The organism is Brenneria sp. L3-3C-1 (genome assembly GCF_016456245.1).
Taxonomy (GTDB): Bacteria; Pseudomonadota; Gammaproteobacteria; order Enterobacterales; family Enterobacteriaceae; genus Brenneria.
Window position 1 is genome coordinate 18,419 of the sequence record NZ_JAEMHF010000010.1, and the last position, 15,880, is coordinate 34,298.

Below are 15,880 nucleotides of genomic sequence, written 5' to 3' on the forward strand. Positions count from 1 at the left end.
TTTTTGATTTCACTCTCGGAGAGAAGAGCATTGTTATGAAAAATATCAATCCAAGCCAAACCGCCGCGTGGCAAGCGTTACAACAACATTTTGATGTGATGAAAGATATTCAGATCAAAGACTTGTTTGCTCAGGATCGTTCGCGTTTTGAACGCTTTTCCGCCACTTTTGACGATTTGATGCTGGTGGATTATTCCAAAAACCGCATTACAGCGGAGACATTGGAAAAATTACAGGCGCTGGCGCGGGAAACTGATTTGGCCGGGGCGATTAAGTCGATGTTTGCCGGCGAAAAAATTAACCGGACCGAGGGCCGGGCAGTGCTGCACGTTGCCCTGCGTAACCGCAGCAACACCCCGATTGTCGTCGACGGCAAAGATGTCATGCCTGAGGTGAATGCGGTACTGGAGAAAATGAAAAACTTCAGCGAACGGGTCATCGGCGGCGAGTGGAAAGGGTACACCGGCAAGGCGATTACCGATGTGGTGAATATTGGCATCGGCGGCTCCGATCTGGGGCCGTATATGGTGACGGAAGCGCTGAAGCCGTATAAAAATCATCTTAATATGCATTTTGTTTCCAACGTCGACGGTACGCACATTGCGGAAACGCTGAAGCCGCTTAATCCCGAAACCACGCTGTTTCTGGTGGCGTCCAAAACCTTCACCACCCAGGAAACCATGACCAACGCGCATAGCGCCCGTGACTGGTTCCTGAAAACCGCGCAAGACGAAAAACATGTGGCGAAACACTTTGCCGCGCTGTCTACCAATGCCCAGGCCGTCGGCGATTTTGGCATTGATACCAATAACATGTTTGAATTCTGGGACTGGGTCGGCGGGCGTTATTCTCTGTGGTCCGCGATTGGTTTGTCGATCATTCTCTCTCTGGGATTCGACAATTTTGAGCAACTGCTCAGCGGCGCTCATGCGATGGACAAACACTTCGCGTCTACCCCGGCCGAGCAAAACCTGCCGGTGCTGTTGGCCTTGATCGGTATCTGGTACAACAATTTCTTCGGCGCCGAAACGGAAGCCATTCTGCCGTACGATCAATATATGCATCGGTTCGCCGCCTATTTCCAACAGGGGAATATGGAGTCCAACGGCAAGTACGTCGATCGCAACGGTCATCCGGTGGATTATCAAACCGGGCCGATTATCTGGGGCGAACCGGGAACCAACGGTCAGCATGCGTTTTATCAGCTGATTCATCAGGGAACCAAGCTGGTTCCGTGTGACTTTATTGCGCCTGCGTTGAGCCATAACCCGTTGAGCGACCATCACAGCAAGCTGTTGTCTAACTTCTTTGCCCAGACGGAAGCGCTGGCGTTCGGCAAGAGCCGCGATGTGGTTGAAGCAGAGTTTGCCGCCGCGGGTAAAACGGCGAAGGACGTCGAGCACGTTGCGCCCTTCAAAGTCTTTGAAGGCAACCGTCCGACCAACTCGATTCTGCTGCGTGAAATTACCCCTTACAGCCTGGGGGCGCTGATCGCCCTGTATGAGCACAAAATCTTCACCCAGGGAGCGATTCTGAACATCTTCACTTTTGATCAGTGGGGCGTGGAATTGGGTAAACAGTTGGCTAACCGCATTCTGCCCGAACTGGAAGATGCGAAAGACGTCACCAGCCATGACAGTTCGACAAACGGACTGATCAACCGCTTCAAGCAGTGGCGTGCTTGAGATTGGCAACCATTAAAAAAGGTGGGAATTCCCACCTTTTTTGTTTCTGGCAACGATGAAAATGATTAGAGATTAATCGGTATTTCCACGCCCAACCCGGCGCCGAAGTCGTCGCTGAGGCTGTTATCGCTATCGGTGTACCATACGCTGGTGTCAAATTTCACCTTTGACTGGAAGTCGTAACCCCAGCCCAGTTCAATTCCTTTCAACGTATCAGAGCGAGGGAAGGCTTTATTAATACTCTGCTCGTTCGGATTGACCCTGGCGTAGGTGACGCGGGTGCTCCAGCGCTGTCCGTCATCCAGCGCCAACTCCACTTTCCCGGATAGCATACGTCCATCGCCGCCCATGGCGTGGCCCAAAGGCGAGCCTTGCTGGTAGTAGCCGTCTCTATAGATGTGGTGGGTGTAAATGACGCCGTTTGTGGATTCGTTGGAGCGGGTGTTGGCCCCTTCAATATACCAGTTGATGGTTGATGTGCCCCATTCAGGATGGCCTTCCAGACCGACAAGGTAGGTGTTTTTTGATGGCAGCATGCCGGCTTCATCTTCACCGATCAACTGACCGTACAGGCTGACCGGCAGACCCGTCAGCGGTTGCAATTTCAGTTTAAAATCAAAGCCGGCCAACTGGTTGCCGGGTTCATTCTGCGTTCCGGTATTGTCTCTTCCCGCCACACCGTCCCAGAACGATCCCCATGACTGAGGACGACCTTCCCCTCCCCACATCATAATACGTGACGCGCCCAGCTCAACGAAGTTGGTCGGCATGAATGTCAGGCGCCCACCGATGAGTTTGGTTTCAGGCACGGCATAATACTGTTCGAGCTGACCGGCGGAAATTTGATATTGCCAGCGGCCGATCCAGGAAAGCCACGGCGTTTCAAACGGCGATTGATCGGCGCGCTGCAAGCTAAATCCGGTTACCGGACGGGCCGCGTCGGAACGGATCAGGCTGCCGTCATAGCCCGGGCCCCACCATTGGGCGGTTTTGCCGAATGATAGCCATTGATTAAAGATTTTAACCGCGCCGTAGGAACCGTCCATATTCCAGCGGGATTGATCGCTAATCCGCTGGTCGCCTTCAACGGTGCCTTTAAGATTGACGTCCCAGAATTCATCGCTGGCTCCAGCGCCAATGGAAAGCGCATGATCGCTGGCGTGGGTGTTGCCAAAGCCCTGTGGTAATCCGGGTTTGTCGGTAGAGGTATAGCCGGTGATACGAACATTGGATTTCAGATTGCTGATGCGTTGCTCAACCCGGCTAATGACGTTTTTTTCCGTGTTGGTAACAGGCTTGGCCTGCGAAAGAACGGATTCTATTTCTTCCTGACTTAACGGCCAGGTGGAGAGACTGACATTAATTACGCCACGGTCGGAAAGCCATGCGAGATCGTTACGCAGCGTATTGTCCGGGGCAATCAAGCCAGCCGCCTGACTGGCCGACACGCATAAGAACATGCCGCTGGCAGCCAGTAAAATTTTCTTGGTAAACATACTGTTGGTTTCCTTGATGACACTACGTTGTCTGACTATGTTTCGTTTTATCCAAAATTAAACGAAGCCGGGCGTTCCCTAACACGATAATTTTGCAGTTATTAATTATATACTCGTCATACTTCAAGTTGCATGTGCGTTGGCTGCATTACTCGGCCCCTCCCTGGGCCTCGCCCCATTGGGGCTGCTGCAAACAGCGTTCAAATCTGCTCCAGGCAGATTTGTCACTCACCCCAGTCACTTACTGGTGTAAGCTCCTGGGGATTCGTTCGTTTGCCGCCTTCCTGCAACTCGAATTATTTAGAGTATAGATATAGGCGGGTGTAGCCAAAAATGACCAGTGATCAGGATAGTACATAAAATACAGTGATTGAAATGAACATAAATTAAGTTATGGTTTTTTTCAGATAAAGCCTAAGGCGATAGGCCTTAACACACCGAGGCATATCCGTTCCGGTTAGCAATTTTTTATTTGATATCAGTTAATTGACAGATGAATCATTCTCACCGGTTTTTAGGGTATAGAATGTTAAGGTGGTCGTGGCATGCATGACTGCGAGAAGCGGTAACCGTCAGGTTTTTTGCATCGCAGGATGATTCATCCAGGCGTATTTTATTTTTCACTATCATGGAGGGGAAAATGCGGATCCACCTTTTACTCGGTATTTCTGCCGTTATGTTGCTGGCAGGGTGCAGTACGACCAATCAACTCAGTGCCGCAGGGCAGGCCGTTACGTTTACGGATAAGCAGCCGGGCAATGAGTGCCGGTTACTCGGTCAGGTTAGCGGCAAACAGTCTAACTGGCTATCCGGCAATCATAGTGATAGTAGCTCAATGCGCGGCGCGGTTAATGATTTACGCAATAAAGCGGCGGCCATGGGCGGTAATACGATCTATGGCGCGACCAGCCCGAGTGAAACATTCTGGTCAAGTTTTGCCCCGCTGGACAGTGAGATGGTCGGCAACGTTTACAAATGTCCGTAAACGCGAGTTGAATGAATGCCACCGCTCGGCGAATGCATCGTTTCGCCGGGTTTGTTTATTTATCATCAACTGTGGCGTTCTCTTCCCGGCTTTGTTTTAGTCCCAGATCCAGCGGCGTTTTACTGGCTTCTCCGCCAATTTCCCGCGCAAGGCGGGGAACCAGATAACCAGAAACCTTTTTCATCAGGGCCTTGACCAGCGTACGGGCTTCCTCATCGCCGACCAGAAAATGGGCGGCGCCCTGTACTTTATCCAGAACATGGAGATAGTAAGGAAGAATACCGGCATCAAACAGGGCGTTACTTAAGTTTGCCAGCGTATCCGCATTATCGTTCACCCCGCGCAGCAAAACGCTTTGATTCAGCAATGTGACGCCGGCCCGACGTAAACGCGCCATACTTTGCACGAGATCACCATCGATTTCCTGCGCGTGGTTAATATGGGTAACCAGCACGGTCTGAAGCGACGTCTGCGCTAGCCGCTGGCATAACGCGTCGGTAACGCGCGCCGGAATCACTACCGGCAAGCGGCTGTGAATGCGCAGGCGTTTCAGGTGCGGGATGTTTTCCAACTCGGTTATCAGCCAGTCAAGCTCCGCGTCTTTGGCCATCAGCGGATCGCCGCCGGAAAAAATGATTTCATCCAGTTCTGGATGCTGGCCGATATAGTCCAATGCCTGACGCCAGTTCGCCTTGTTTCCCTGGTTGTCCTGATAAGGGAAATGGCGGCGGAAGCAGTAGCGGCAGTTCACCGCGCAGCCGCCTTTGACCAGCAGCAAGGCACGGTTATGGTATTTGTGCAGCAACCCCGGGACGACGCTGTGTTGTTCATCAAGCGGGTCATGAGTGAAACCTGGGGCGGAAATGAGTTCCTCGCGCGCGGTCAGAACCTGTAGCAAAAGCGGATCGCCGGCATTCCCCTTTTGCATACGCGCGGCGAAAACGCGCGGTACGCGCAAAGGGAACAGTTTGCGCGCGTCGTTGCCTTGCCGGAGTCTGGCGTTGTCGCTCAGCGCCAAAAGTTGCAGTAATTCGTTCGGATCGGTAATTACGTCCGCAAGTTGCTGCAACCAATCTTCTCTGGAAGGTATATTTAGGGTTACAATGTGTGCCATTTTTTGGCTTAGTACCAGTATCAAATGTAGAGGGCCTTTATGGCGACTTATTTTAGCAACGATTTCCGTTCCGGTCTTAAAATCATGTTCGAAGGCGAGCCTTACGCTGTCGAATCGAGTGAGTTTGTTAAGCCGGGTAAAGGCCAGGCTTTTGCACGTGTGAAAATGCGTCGTCTGTTAACCGGTAAGCTTATTGAAAAAACCTTCAAATCCACCGACTCCGCCGAAGGCGCCGACGTTATGGATATGAACCTGACTTACTTGTACAACGATGGCGAGTTCTGGCATTTCATGAATAATGAAACGTTCGAGCAACTGGCTGCCGATGAGAAAGCGGTTGGCGATAACGCCAAATGGTTGCTCGATCAGGCTGAATGCATCGTAACGCTGTGGAACGGTCAACCTATCACGGTGACTCCGCCGAACTTTGTCGAACTGGAAATTGTCGATACCGACCCGGGGCTGAAAGGCGATACCGCGGGAACCGGCGGCAAGCCTGCGACACTGACCACTGGCGCGGTTGTAAAAGTGCCGTTGTTTGTGCAGATTGGCGAGGTGATCAAAGTCGACACCCGCTCTGGCGAGTATGTTTCTCGCGTTAAATAATGCATTCTTTTTAAAAAGCCGCCTTAATGGCGGTTTTTTTTCGCTTGAATAGCGCCGATCGCATCATTAAGCATGAAAAGTGCCACGAAGCGGCCAATATTGACTACGCTTAAAAAGACCTTTTTTCTTATCACTAGAAGGAATCACCTATGTTGAAGAAAAGTCTTATCGCTATTTTCTCTGTATTAATTCTATCTGCGGTCGTCGGGTGCAATACCACGCGTGGTGTTGGACAGGATGTTGAGGCAGGTGGGGAAGCGATACAGCGTAGCGCACAGTAAGCTGTAAAGGTTTTTCGTAGGCGAAAGCGCCACCGTGGCGTTTTCCTCTCGGCGACGACATAATGCAGCGGTGAACGAATTGGAGAAAAATGATGTCGCCGCTGGTTATCACCGTGTGTATGCTGACGCTCAGCAATGTGTTTATGACTTTCGCCTGGTATGGGCATTTGCGTTATTTCAGCGGCCGAACCTGGTTAATCGCCGCATTGGTCAGTTGGGGGATCGCATTATTTGAGTATTTATTACAGGTTCCCGCTAATCGTATTGGTTATCAGGTGGCTTCAGCAGGGCAGCTAAAAATATTGCAGGAAGTCATTAGCCTTTCCGTGTTTATTCCTTTTTCAATAATCATTTTAAAAGAACCCTTTCGGACGGACTATATTTGGGCCGGGCTGTGCCTATTGGGCGCGGTATTCTTTATGTTCCGGGATAAAATTATCGGGTAATGAGAACCGACAGGTTCTGATTTATTTCTTAGGGCGGGCCTTGCTTTGTTTTTAGGGTAATCGATGAGACGGAAAGCAGGAACAAAATAAAACGGCCCTCACAGGCGGGCCGTTAGCGTAAACCAACCGACTTACAGCGTGACGACACCAATAATGGTAACCACGCTCAGAATGGCTGCCAGACCGTAAAAAACCCATTTCCCGGCGGGAACGTGGATTTTCAGATCGTGCATGGCGTGGTGCATACGGTGTAAACCACACCACAGAGGCAAAATAATCATCAGCAGCAGGAACAGGCGGCCGATAAAGCTCTGACTGAAAGCCATGATACGTTCATAGCTCAGCGCATCCGGGAACAAACCCAAAGGCAGCAGAATACCAACCAGCAGGATGATGACCGGGGCGAAGATGGCGCTCCACATACCACCGGCGCCGAACAATCCCCAGAATGGCGGTTCATCGGAACGTTTTGGCGTTTGATTAATCACGTTATTCCTCCTGCTCAGAATAGTAAGGCAATAGCCAGAACAGCCAGCGTGACGACGATGGTGACCGCCCAAAGCCCTTTAATAATCGGCTCCGGCCCCATTTTTTCGTCTTTCACGATAATGATGGATGCTTTCGGCGCCAGTTCAAACCAGGTTTTGGTGTGCAGCGCCGCCGCCAACAGTGCGATGATGTTGATGAGCAACACCAGCGGATTCTGTAAGAATCCGACGAAGCTTTCCCATCCTTCCGGGCCATTCTTCAGAGAAAATACGCCGCACATCAATATGATGCTGAACCAGACGGCTGGTACGGCCGTACCTTCGCGCAACATATAAAAACGGTAGAACCCCAGCTTTTGCCACCAGGTCGGCGCCATGCCGCGGACATACGCTTTACGTTTGGATGTCATTATTGCCCCTCCCTTATTGTGGTTTCAGCATGGCGATCATGAAGTCTTTGGCACTTTCCACCTTGCCTTGCTGAATAGCAGCGGCAGGATCGACATGCTTCGGACAAACCTCTGAGCAGTAACCCACAAAGGTACAGCTCCAGACGCCGTTATCACCGTTCAACTGCGCCATACGCTGTTTTTTCCCGCGATCGCGGTTATCCAGGTTGTAACGGTGCGCCAGCGTAATCGCCGCCGGCCCGATAAACTCCGGGTTGAGACCAAACTGCGGACAGGCGGCGTAGCAGAGACCGCAGTTGATACAGCCGGAGAACTGGTGGTATTTGGCCATCTGCGCCGGGGTTTGTTTATTGGTGCCGTCGGCCGGTTTACGATCGTTGCCGATGATATACGGCTTGATGGCTTCCAGACTTTCAATAAAGTGGGTCATGTCGACCACCAGGTCGCGCTCGATGGGGAAGTTGCCCAGCGCTTCAACCTTCATGCCGTCCTGATAATCGCGCAGGAACGTCTTACAGGCCAGCTTGGGCACGTTGTTCACCATCATGCCGCATGAACCGCAGATCGCCATCCGGCAGGACCAGCGGTAGGAGAGATCCGCCGCCAGGTTATCTTTGATATAACCCAGCGCGTCCAGCAGGGAAGTCTGCTTGTTGAATGGGACGTCAAACGTTTCAAAATACGGCGCGCTGTCCCGTTCGGGGTTGTAGCGCATGACTTCCATTTTCAGGGTTTGCATCTCAGCCATTCGCCTGCTCCTTCTTGCTTTTATCCTGAGCATCGCCTTCGGCGCCGTAAACGCGTTTGGCCGGAGGGAGTTTGGTGATTTTCACGTCGCTGTAATCCAGACGTGGCGCCCCTTCAGGGTTGTAGAAAGCCAGCGTATGTTTCAGGAAATTCACGTCGTCGCGCTCGGTGCAACCTTCATCCAGACGTTGGTGGGCGCCGCGGGATTCTTTACGGTTGATGGCGGAGTGCGCCATACATTCCGCCACATCCAGGCTGTGACCAAGCTCAATGGCATAGAGCAGATCGGTATTGAATACGCTGGAATGGTCGGTGATTTTTACCCGTTTGAAGCGCTCTTTCAGCTCGGCCAATTTATCAATGGTTTTTTGCATCAGCTCCGTGGTGCGGTAAATACCACAGCCTTCTTCCATCGACATGCCCATTTCGTCGCGGATTTTCGCCCAGCTTTCGGTGCCTTCCTGGTTCATCAGGTCGTTCAGACGCTGTTCGACATCACGGGTTTGCGCGTCGAGCGCGCTGCCGTTGGCGGGAGCGGCTGCCTGAGAACGCTGCGCGGCCTGCTCGCCGGCGATGCGCCCAAACACCACCAGCTCCGCCAGCGAGTTGGAACCGAGGCGGTTGGCGCCGTGCAGACCGACAGACGAACATTCGCCGACGGCAAACAGACCTTTGATGCGGGTTTCACAATGCTGATCGGTCTCGATACCGCCCATGGTGTAGTGCGCGGTAGGGCGAATCGGGATCGGTTCTTTAACCGGATCGACGTCGACATAGGCTTTCGCCAGTTCGCAGATGAACGGCAGGCGTTCTTTGAGCTTTTTCTCGCCGAGATGGCGCAGGTCAAGATAGACCACGTCGCCCAGCGGGGTGGAAATGGTGCGCCCGGCGCGCCACTCATGCCAGAAAGCCTGGGAAACCTTGTCGCGCGGCCCCAGTTCCATGTATTTGTTTTTCGGTTCGCCCAACGGCGTTTCCGGCCCCATGCCGTAATCCTGTAGATAGCGGTAGCCGTCTTTGTTGACCATGATGCCGCCTTCGCCGCGGCAGCCTTCGGTCATCAGAATGCCGGAGCCCGGCAGGCCGGTCGGGTGATATTGCACGAATTCCATGTCGCGCAAGGGGACGCCGTGGCGGAACGCCATGCCCATACCGTCCCCGGTCACGATGCCGCCGTTGGTGTTGTAACGGTAGACTCGGCCGGCCCCGCCGGTGGCGATAACCACCGCGTTCGCCCGGATCTGAACCAGTGCGCCTTCCATCATATTGATGGCGACGACGCCCCGGGCCTGACCGTCATCGACCAGAACATCCAGAACGAAATGTTCGTCGAAACGCTGGATTTGCGGATATTTAAGGGAGGTCTGGAACAGGGTGTGCAGCATATGGAAGCCGGTTTTGTCGGCGGCGAACCAGGTGCGTTCTATTTTCATGCCGCCGAAACGACGGACGTTAACAGAACCATCAGGTTTACGGCTCCATGGGCAGCCCCACTGTTCCATCTGGATCATTTCTTCCGGGCAATGCTTGACGAAGTGTTCGACGACGTCTTGTTCGCACAGCCAGTCACCACCGGAAACGGTGTCGTTGAAATGATAATCAAAGCTATCGTGGTCCTGAGTGACCGCTGCTGATCCGCCTTCTGCCGCCACGGTGTGGCTACGCATTGGGTAGACTTTTGAGATCAGCGCAATTTTCAGTTGGGGATTTGCTTCGGCAGCAGCAATTGCTGCGCGTAAGCCAGCGCCCCCGGCCCCGATAATGGCCAAATCGGCATTAAAGGTTTGCACTGCATTCCTCCAGTTACTTAAGTTAATTAAGTTAAAATAAAAAAATAACGCCTATTCATTTCTGTCTTTATATATCTGCTTAATTATTAGTGCATTAAATCGCATAAAAAAATGACTTTAGGACATATTAAGAATAGATAAACCTCTATTTTTTGTGTGGGAATGATTATACCGAATTAAAGGCGGATGAAATTTGATGTGATCCAGCATTTTGTATTTTTTCCACAGTGTACTGAAATAACTTATAAAAACGTGATCGAAAGGCTTATTTCCGTAGAAATAATGCTTTTATTTCTTTAATAACCCTTTTGGCGACGAGATGGAAAAAGATTTCACTGGAGATAAATTTTTTTGTCTGCCCGCTATGATGCGGGTAGACTGCTCCACCTGTTTGACTTTGGAGTAGTAACCATGAGCGAAACGACAAGTTGGCAACCTAGCGCCCCTATCGCTAATTTGTTGAAGCGCGCGTCGATAGTCACCGCGATCCGGCGTTTTTTCACCGATCGCGGCGTATTAGAGGTTGAAACGCCGGCCATGAGCCGGGCCACGGTAACCGACGTCTATCTCTGCCCGTTTCAGACTCGCTTTGTCGGCCCCGGCGCTGCCGAGGGCATGACGCTCTATTTGATGACCAGCCCGGAATACCACATGAAACGCCTGCTGGCCGCAGGCAGCGGTCCGATTTTTCAACTCTGCCGCAGTTTCCGCAATGAAGAGTCCGGCAGGCACCATAACCCGGAATTCACCATGCTGGAATGGTATCGTCCGCATTACGATATGTACCGCCTGATGAATGAAGTCGACGACTTATTGCAGCAGGTGCTGGAGTGCGAGAGCGCGGAGATGCTCTCGTACCAGCAGGCTTTTCTCCGTCATCTGGAGATCGATCCCCTCTCCGTTGATAAAACCCAGTTGCGCGAAGCGGCTGAAAAATTAGGCCTGGGCGATATCGCCTGTCGCGAAGAAGACCGGGATGCGCTGGTGCAGATGCTGTTCACCTTTGGCGTTGAACCGCATATCGGTCGCGAAAAGCCGGCGTTTGTTTATCACTTTCCGGCGACGCAAGCCTCGTTGGCCGAAATCAGCACTGAAGATCATCGGGTTGCCGAGCGCTTTGAGGTTTATTTTAAAGGCATTGAACTGGCGAATGGCTTCCGTGAGTTAACCGACGGCGATGAGCAACGCCAGCGTTTCGAACAGGATAACCGTAAACGCGCCGCCCGCGGTTTGCCGCAGCAACCGATTGATGAGAATTTACTGGCGGCGTTAAAACATGGTCTGCCGGAATGCGCCGGCGTGGCGCTGGGGGTCGATCGCCTGATTATGCTGGCCCTGAATGCCGACAGGCTGAGTGATGTGATTGCGTTCCCGGTCGAGCGTTCCTGATCTTTCTCTGTGAAAAGGCGGGGCATCGGCTGCTCCCCGCCTCATTCCTTCCTTTATAAGCTTCCGGCCGTCCGGTTACCGGACGTCGTGGTTCTTCCCTTGCGCGATAAGGAGTCCATGCGCACCTGAAAGGGCGGAAACGGCATCACCATATTATGTTTACGGTAATTTTCCAGAATCAACTGGTGAAGCTCATGACGCAACGGCATACGGTGTCCCATTTCCGCCGCGAAAATACGCAGTTCGAAAATCTGGATCCCTTGTTGCAGATCCACCAGGAATGCTTCCGGCGCCGGGGTGTCCAATATCAGCGAACAGCGGCTCACCGCATCCATCAGCAAGTCAGTGACTTCTTTGCTGTCGGCGTCGGCCGGCGCCGGTATCGTCAGCACGACACGCGTCACCGAATCAGATAGCGACCAGTTAATAAACTGTTCGGTAATAAACGCTTTATTCGGCACGATGATCTCTTTGCGATCCCAGTCCGATATGGTGGTCGCGCGAGTATTGATACGCATGATGTTGCCGGTAAGTTCGCGGATGGTGACGGTATCGCCGATACGAATCGGTTTTTCAAACAGGATAATCAGTCCGGAAATAAAGTTGGCGAAAATTTCCTGCAACCCAAAGCCCAGCCCGACACCCAGCGCGGCGACCAGCCATTGCAGTTTCGACCACTCAATGCCGATAAGCGAGAATCCCATCAGGCAGCCGATCAGCATCAGAATATATTTGCTGATGGTGGTGATGGCGTAACCGCTGCCGGGGGAGAGATCCAAATGCTGCAACAGCGCCAGTTCAAGCAGAGCGGGGAGATTGCGCACCAGTTGAGCGGTAATAATGAAAATAAGTATGGCGATCAGCACGGATCCCAGCGTAATCGACTGTACGCTTTCGACGCCTCTGACCGTACTGCTGACGTCCCACAGGCTGATATTCTCCATAAAGGCAAACGCGGAGTGAATCTCAGACCACAGCACAATCACCGAAACCAGCGCGATTAACGTCAGGATGGAACGGACCAACTGCAATGATTTCGCGCTGATGGCGTCCAGATCCACCACCGGCTCTTCAATGACTTCCGAACTGGTTTCGTGCTGGGCGCCGGGTGGCGAGTCATCTTCGCCGCGGGCGCGCTGGGCCAGAATCTCCGATCGACGCTGTTTGGCCCGATCAAAGGCGATACGTCTGCGCTGAATAAGCATCCAGCGACGGATGATATGATACACCACCAACAAGAAGAACCAGATGGAAACCGAGGTTTCCAACCGGGCCAGCAGAGCCTGCGCGGTCGCCAGATAACCAATACAGGATGCCAGCGCGGCGGCCAGCGGCGCGCAGATCATCAGGTTCCACATCGCCCGGTTAACGGAGTTTTCCCCTAAGCCTTCCTTATCCAGATAAAGCGGAATGCCGGCCCGTTTCAGGCCTGTGGTGACCAGCGCCAGCGCCATACACAGTAAAATGAAGCACAGACGTCCCAGCGTACTGGAGAATTCACGATCGTTGAGTTTATCAAAGGTGATCAGCGCCATGATTAACGGCACGATAAACGCAATCGACAACCGATAGTAGCGCATCGCCCGGGCAACCCGATCGGGCGACCAGCGGAAGTGGACGATAAACAGCCCCTGAGGATGCGCGAATGATGCGCTGATCATCACCACCCACATTAGCGGCACGGTAGCGGTCACGCTGTCGCCGATAGCGACGGCGACCGGATAAGGCCAGGCGTTTTGCAACCCGTACCCCAACGCCGCCCAGAGCACCGGCAGCGGCAGCGCCGTCAGGATTGACCAGAACACGGTACGCAACGTCAGCATAAAATGGTCAAGCGTCACTTTACCCACCCGGCCGCTGGCGCGTTCGAGGAACGCATGATAATGGCGGCGGGAACTGATGCTGAACCCGACCAGCAACAGCGCCCCCAGCAGCGGCATCACGGTTTCGCGGCTGGTGACCATCATCACCATGGCGCTGCTGAGCTGGGTCAAGGTATCCAGCGACAGCAGTCGGGTGAGATCCTGCACCAGCTTCAGCGGATAGGAAAAGGTAATCGGATCGACATCCGCAACCCAGAAAAGATAGCGGTGCGCCGCTTCCCGGGTTTCGCGCAGGGCGTCCTCAAGTTGATTGTTGGCGACTTTGAGCTTGGTCAGTTCCAGGATCTGCGTATCACAGCCGGATATCAGCGACGTCAGCAGATCGCGCTGGGTACGCAGTTGGTCGGTCAGGATCCGTTGCTGCGTACTGGTGAGCGGCGTGCCGTCGTCCTGTTTGGCCTGTTCGGCGTCACTGGGTTTATTAATCAGATCTTCAAAATGCAGGCGCTGTACGCGCAACTGCGCCATATCGCTGTCCAGCAACTGCGGTTTGGGCATCTCCGGCAGTCGGGCGACCTGCGCCCGCAGGGTTTCGCCTAAAACAGGCGAAACGCCCAGCCACTGCGCCTGCTCGCGGATAGTGCTCAGCGCCTGACGAACCTGAAGGGTATGCGTGGCGGCCTGACGCTGCTGGGAAGCGATCAGATCCATACGCTGCGCCTGCTGATTCAGAGCGACGGACAGTTCGCGGTTAACGGTCAGCAGCGAACTGATGACGGAAGGCAATTCGCCGCTTTGTTCCGCCAGTAACTCTGTTCTTTCCAGCGCCTGTTCCGCTTCCCGCTGACGCAGGCTATTGATGCTGCTGCGTAACGCCTGAAGCTGGATATCCAGCCGGTCATGGCGTTTCTTATACAGTTCGGCGCGCAAGCGGGATAACTCCTGACGATTGCTGGCGGACAACTGCGCCAGCTCTAACTCGTCAACCCGACTTTTACGTAGCGCGGATTCGGCTTGCAACGCAGCTAATTGCGCCTGCCCCAGCGGGGTGGCCGGCGACCCCAGAGACTGGATCCGCCGTTCTGCATCGCTGAGTGCGCGGCTGGCTTCGGTTTGCTGTTGGGGAAGCTGACCGAGGGAATCGCCGATATCCCGCAACCGATCCTGCTCCTGCTGAAGCTGGCGAGCCTGTTCCAACAGTTGGCTGCTGATCTGTAGGATCTGCTGCTCAAGATCGTTAACGGACTGATTATCCGGGACAGTCGACGGCTTATCGTCCTCTGCCGCGATCAGGCGGCGCAGCTCCTGTGTCAGCTTGGGAAAATCATCAATGACGCGCTGGTATTGGGCCGCGCGCTCAATCGACTCCTTGCGCTCCTGCATGGCGTTCAGGGCGGACTGAAGTTCTTCGACAATCTCAGGCTGATCGGCGGCGCCTTTGTTCGCTTCCGCCTGCTGCAATTGCTGGCGTAACTGTGCCTCGCTGGGCGCCGTGGCGGCCAATGAGGCGGTGGATAACAAACATCCCAGCAGAAAAGTGACGATCAGACGCACGCTTAGCCTACCTTTAACTTACAACAATGACGGGTGGTTATTTACGGCGCATGGGGCTTCACCCCGGATTAGCCGTCGTGTCGGTATCAACATTCACAGCAACATGCCGCTGCCCGGCCGTTTCCGCGGGTGAAACATCGAACGCCTGCTCATCACTCGCTATTTCAGCAAAAGGTTCACCCACGCGGGTCACACTAAGGCTGCCGAGGTGAGCGGAAAATTGCAGCCGCTGGGATGAAAACAGATTAATCACCGTAGACCCCAGTTTAAAACGGCCCATTTCCTCACCTTTGGTCAGCGCAATGGCGCCTTCTGTTCCCGCCGATGGGTAAGTCCAGCGTTTAACAATGCCTTCCCGCGGCGGAGTGACCGTTCCCGCCCACACGGTTTCAATACTACCGACAATGGTTGCGCCAACCAGAATCTGCGCCAGCGGGCCAAACTCGGTATCGAACAGGCAAATCACGCGCTCATTACGGGCAAACAGATTGGGGACGTTTTCCGCGGTCAGAAGATTCACGGAAAACAAATCGCCGGGAACATAGATCATTTCCCGCAGCACGCCGTCACAGGGCATGTGAACGCGGTGATAGTCGCGCGGCGACAGATAGGTGGTGGCGAACAACCCGCCGCGGAACAACTCCGCCATCACATAATTTCCCGCCAGCAGCGCTTCCAGCGAGTAGTGGTGATTTTTGGCCTGAATCAGTTTACCGTCGGTGATCGCGCCCAACTGAGACAGCACGCCGTCAGCGGGTTGAACCAGACGATGGGCATGGGGATCGATCGGACGGATTTCCGGCCGCAACGGACGGACGAAAAACGCGTTGAAAGAGCGATAGGCGGCGGTATCAGGCTGCTGTGCTTCCAGCATGTTGACCTTGTAGTAACGGACAAACAGATCGATAACCAGCTTGGTAAGCTTACCCGCCTGTTTATCGGCTCCCCAGCCGGCCAAACGGGTCAGCCAGATTTTGGGAAGCCAATACTGTAATTTAATTTTGATGCTATCCAGCACGGTGAGCCTCTTGGATTAGTATGCGCCATGAAATAGGGGATAAAGGCG

At 53.6% G+C, this 15,880-nt stretch carries 14 protein-coding genes; 6 read left to right on the top strand and 8 right to left on the bottom strand.

Annotation, left to right across the window (positions count from 1 at the left end; translation table 11 throughout):
• Nucleotides 1–35 precede the first annotated feature (35 nt).
• Complete coding sequence (gene pgi / locus JG725_RS16625) at nt 36–1,685, top strand: glucose-6-phosphate isomerase (RefSeq protein WP_172291529.1); 1,650 nt, start codon at nt 36–38, stop codon at nt 1,683–1,685.
• A gap of 65 nt (nt 1,686–1,750) precedes the next feature.
• Here pgi and JG725_RS16630 read toward each other — a convergent pair whose 3' ends face one another.
• A complete protein-coding gene (locus JG725_RS16630; protein ID WP_172291530.1) occupies nt 1,751–3,181 on the bottom strand; it encodes a capsule assembly Wzi family protein in 1,431 nt (476 codons plus the stop codon).
• A gap of 640 nt (nt 3,182–3,821) precedes the next feature.
• On the opposite strand from JG725_RS16630, the gene JG725_RS16635 reads away from it, so the two are divergent.
• Nucleotides 3,822–4,166 (top strand): DUF4156 domain-containing protein, encoded by a 345-nt coding sequence (locus JG725_RS16635; RefSeq protein WP_172291531.1) that lies wholly within the window; start codon nt 3,822–3,824, stop codon nt 4,164–4,166.
• Between the two features lie 55 nt (nt 4,167–4,221).
• Here the strand turns inward: JG725_RS16635 and epmB are convergent, their stop codons facing one another.
• A complete protein-coding gene (gene epmB / locus JG725_RS16640; RefSeq protein ID WP_199378894.1) occupies nt 4,222–5,280 on the bottom strand; it encodes an EF-P beta-lysylation protein EpmB in 1,059 nt (352 codons plus the stop codon).
• A gap of 39 nt (nt 5,281–5,319) precedes the next feature.
• Between epmB and efp the strand changes: the two genes are divergently transcribed.
• The 3 genes from efp (at nt 5,320) to JG725_RS16655 (ending at nt 6,613) form a co-directional block, all read left to right on the top strand.
• On the top strand, nt 5,320–5,886 hold the full coding sequence (gene efp, locus JG725_RS16645; RefSeq protein WP_172291533.1) for an elongation factor P: 567 nt from the start codon (nt 5,320–5,322) through the stop codon (nt 5,884–5,886).
• 149 nt (nt 5,887–6,035) lie between these two features.
• Entirely contained in the window at nt 6,036–6,167 is a 132-nt protein-coding gene (locus tag JG725_RS16650) for an entericidin A/B family lipoprotein (RefSeq protein ID WP_172291534.1), read from the top strand.
• A 92-nt stretch (nt 6,168–6,259) separates the two neighbouring features.
• The gene (locus tag JG725_RS16655; protein WP_172291535.1) at nt 6,260–6,613 is read left to right on the top strand and encodes a DMT family protein; all 354 of its coding nucleotides are present in this window, start codon (nt 6,260–6,262) and stop codon (nt 6,611–6,613) included.
• A gap of 131 nt (nt 6,614–6,744) precedes the next feature.
• Here the strand turns inward: JG725_RS16655 and frdD are convergent, their stop codons facing one another.
• The 4 genes from frdD to frdA are packed head-to-tail and all read right to left on the bottom strand — an operon-like array spanning nt 6,745 to nt 10,048.
• On the bottom strand, nt 6,745–7,101 hold the full coding sequence (frdD, locus tag JG725_RS16660; protein ID WP_172291536.1) for a fumarate reductase subunit FrdD: 357 nt from the start codon (nt 7,099–7,101) through the stop codon (nt 6,745–6,747).
• A gap of 14 nt (nt 7,102–7,115) precedes the next feature.
• Nucleotides 7,116–7,511 (bottom strand): fumarate reductase subunit FrdC, encoded by a 396-nt coding sequence (gene frdC, locus JG725_RS16665; RefSeq protein ID WP_172291537.1) that lies wholly within the window; start codon nt 7,509–7,511, stop codon nt 7,116–7,118.
• A 13-nt stretch (nt 7,512–7,524) separates the two neighbouring features.
• Nucleotides 7,525–8,259: a succinate dehydrogenase/fumarate reductase iron-sulfur subunit gene (locus tag JG725_RS16670; protein ID WP_199378895.1), complete on the bottom strand. Its 735-nt coding sequence runs from the start codon at nt 8,257–8,259 to the stop codon at nt 7,525–7,527.
• Nucleotides 8,252–10,048 (bottom strand): fumarate reductase (quinol) flavoprotein subunit, encoded by a 1,797-nt coding sequence (gene frdA, locus JG725_RS16675; RefSeq protein ID WP_172291539.1) that lies wholly within the window; start codon nt 10,046–10,048, stop codon nt 8,252–8,254. Before frdA ends, JG725_RS16670 begins: the two co-directional genes overlap by 8 nt.
• A 411-nt stretch (nt 10,049–10,459) precedes the next feature.
• Between frdA and epmA the strand changes: the two genes are divergently transcribed.
• Entirely contained in the window at nt 10,460–11,437 is a 978-nt protein-coding gene (gene epmA / locus JG725_RS16680; protein WP_172291540.1) for an elongation factor P--(R)-beta-lysine ligase, read from the top strand.
• A 53-nt stretch (nt 11,438–11,490) separates the two neighbouring features.
• Here epmA and mscM read toward each other — a convergent pair whose 3' ends face one another.
• On the bottom strand, nt 11,491–14,814 hold the full coding sequence (mscM, locus tag JG725_RS16685) for a miniconductance mechanosensitive channel MscM (RefSeq protein ID WP_172291541.1): 3,324 nt from the start codon (nt 14,812–14,814) through the stop codon (nt 11,491–11,493).
• Between the two features lie 58 nt (nt 14,815–14,872).
• A complete protein-coding gene (gene asd, locus JG725_RS16690) occupies nt 14,873–15,832 on the bottom strand; it encodes an archaetidylserine decarboxylase (protein WP_199378896.1) in 960 nt (319 codons plus the stop codon).
• Nucleotides 15,833–15,880 lie beyond the last annotated feature (48 nt).

Coding starts and splice junctions, on each gene's coding strand:
- pgi (WP_172291529.1), top strand. CDS start 36: ATGAAAAATATCAATCCAAGCCAAACCGCCGCGTGGCAAGCGTTACAA.
- JG725_RS16630 (WP_172291530.1), bottom strand. CDS start 3,181: ATGTTTACCAAGAAAATTTTACTGGCTGCCAGCGGCATGTTCTTATGC.
- JG725_RS16635 (WP_172291531.1), top strand. CDS start 3,822: ATGCGGATCCACCTTTTACTCGGTATTTCTGCCGTTATGTTGCTGGCA.
- epmB (WP_199378894.1), bottom strand. CDS start 5,280: ATGGCACACATTGTAACCCTAAATATACCTTCCAGAGAAGATTGGTTG.
- efp (WP_172291533.1), top strand. CDS start 5,320: ATGGCGACTTATTTTAGCAACGATTTCCGTTCCGGTCTTAAAATCATG.
- JG725_RS16650 (WP_172291534.1), top strand. CDS start 6,036: ATGTTGAAGAAAAGTCTTATCGCTATTTTCTCTGTATTAATTCTATCT.
- JG725_RS16655 (WP_172291535.1), top strand. CDS start 6,260: ATGTCGCCGCTGGTTATCACCGTGTGTATGCTGACGCTCAGCAATGTG.
- frdC (WP_172291537.1), bottom strand. CDS start 7,511: ATGACATCCAAACGTAAAGCGTATGTCCGCGGCATGGCGCCGACCTGG.
- JG725_RS16670 (WP_199378895.1), bottom strand. CDS start 8,259: ATGGCTGAGATGCAAACCCTGAAAATGGAAGTCATGCGCTACAACCCC.
- epmA (WP_172291540.1), top strand. CDS start 10,460: ATGAGCGAAACGACAAGTTGGCAACCTAGCGCCCCTATCGCTAATTTG.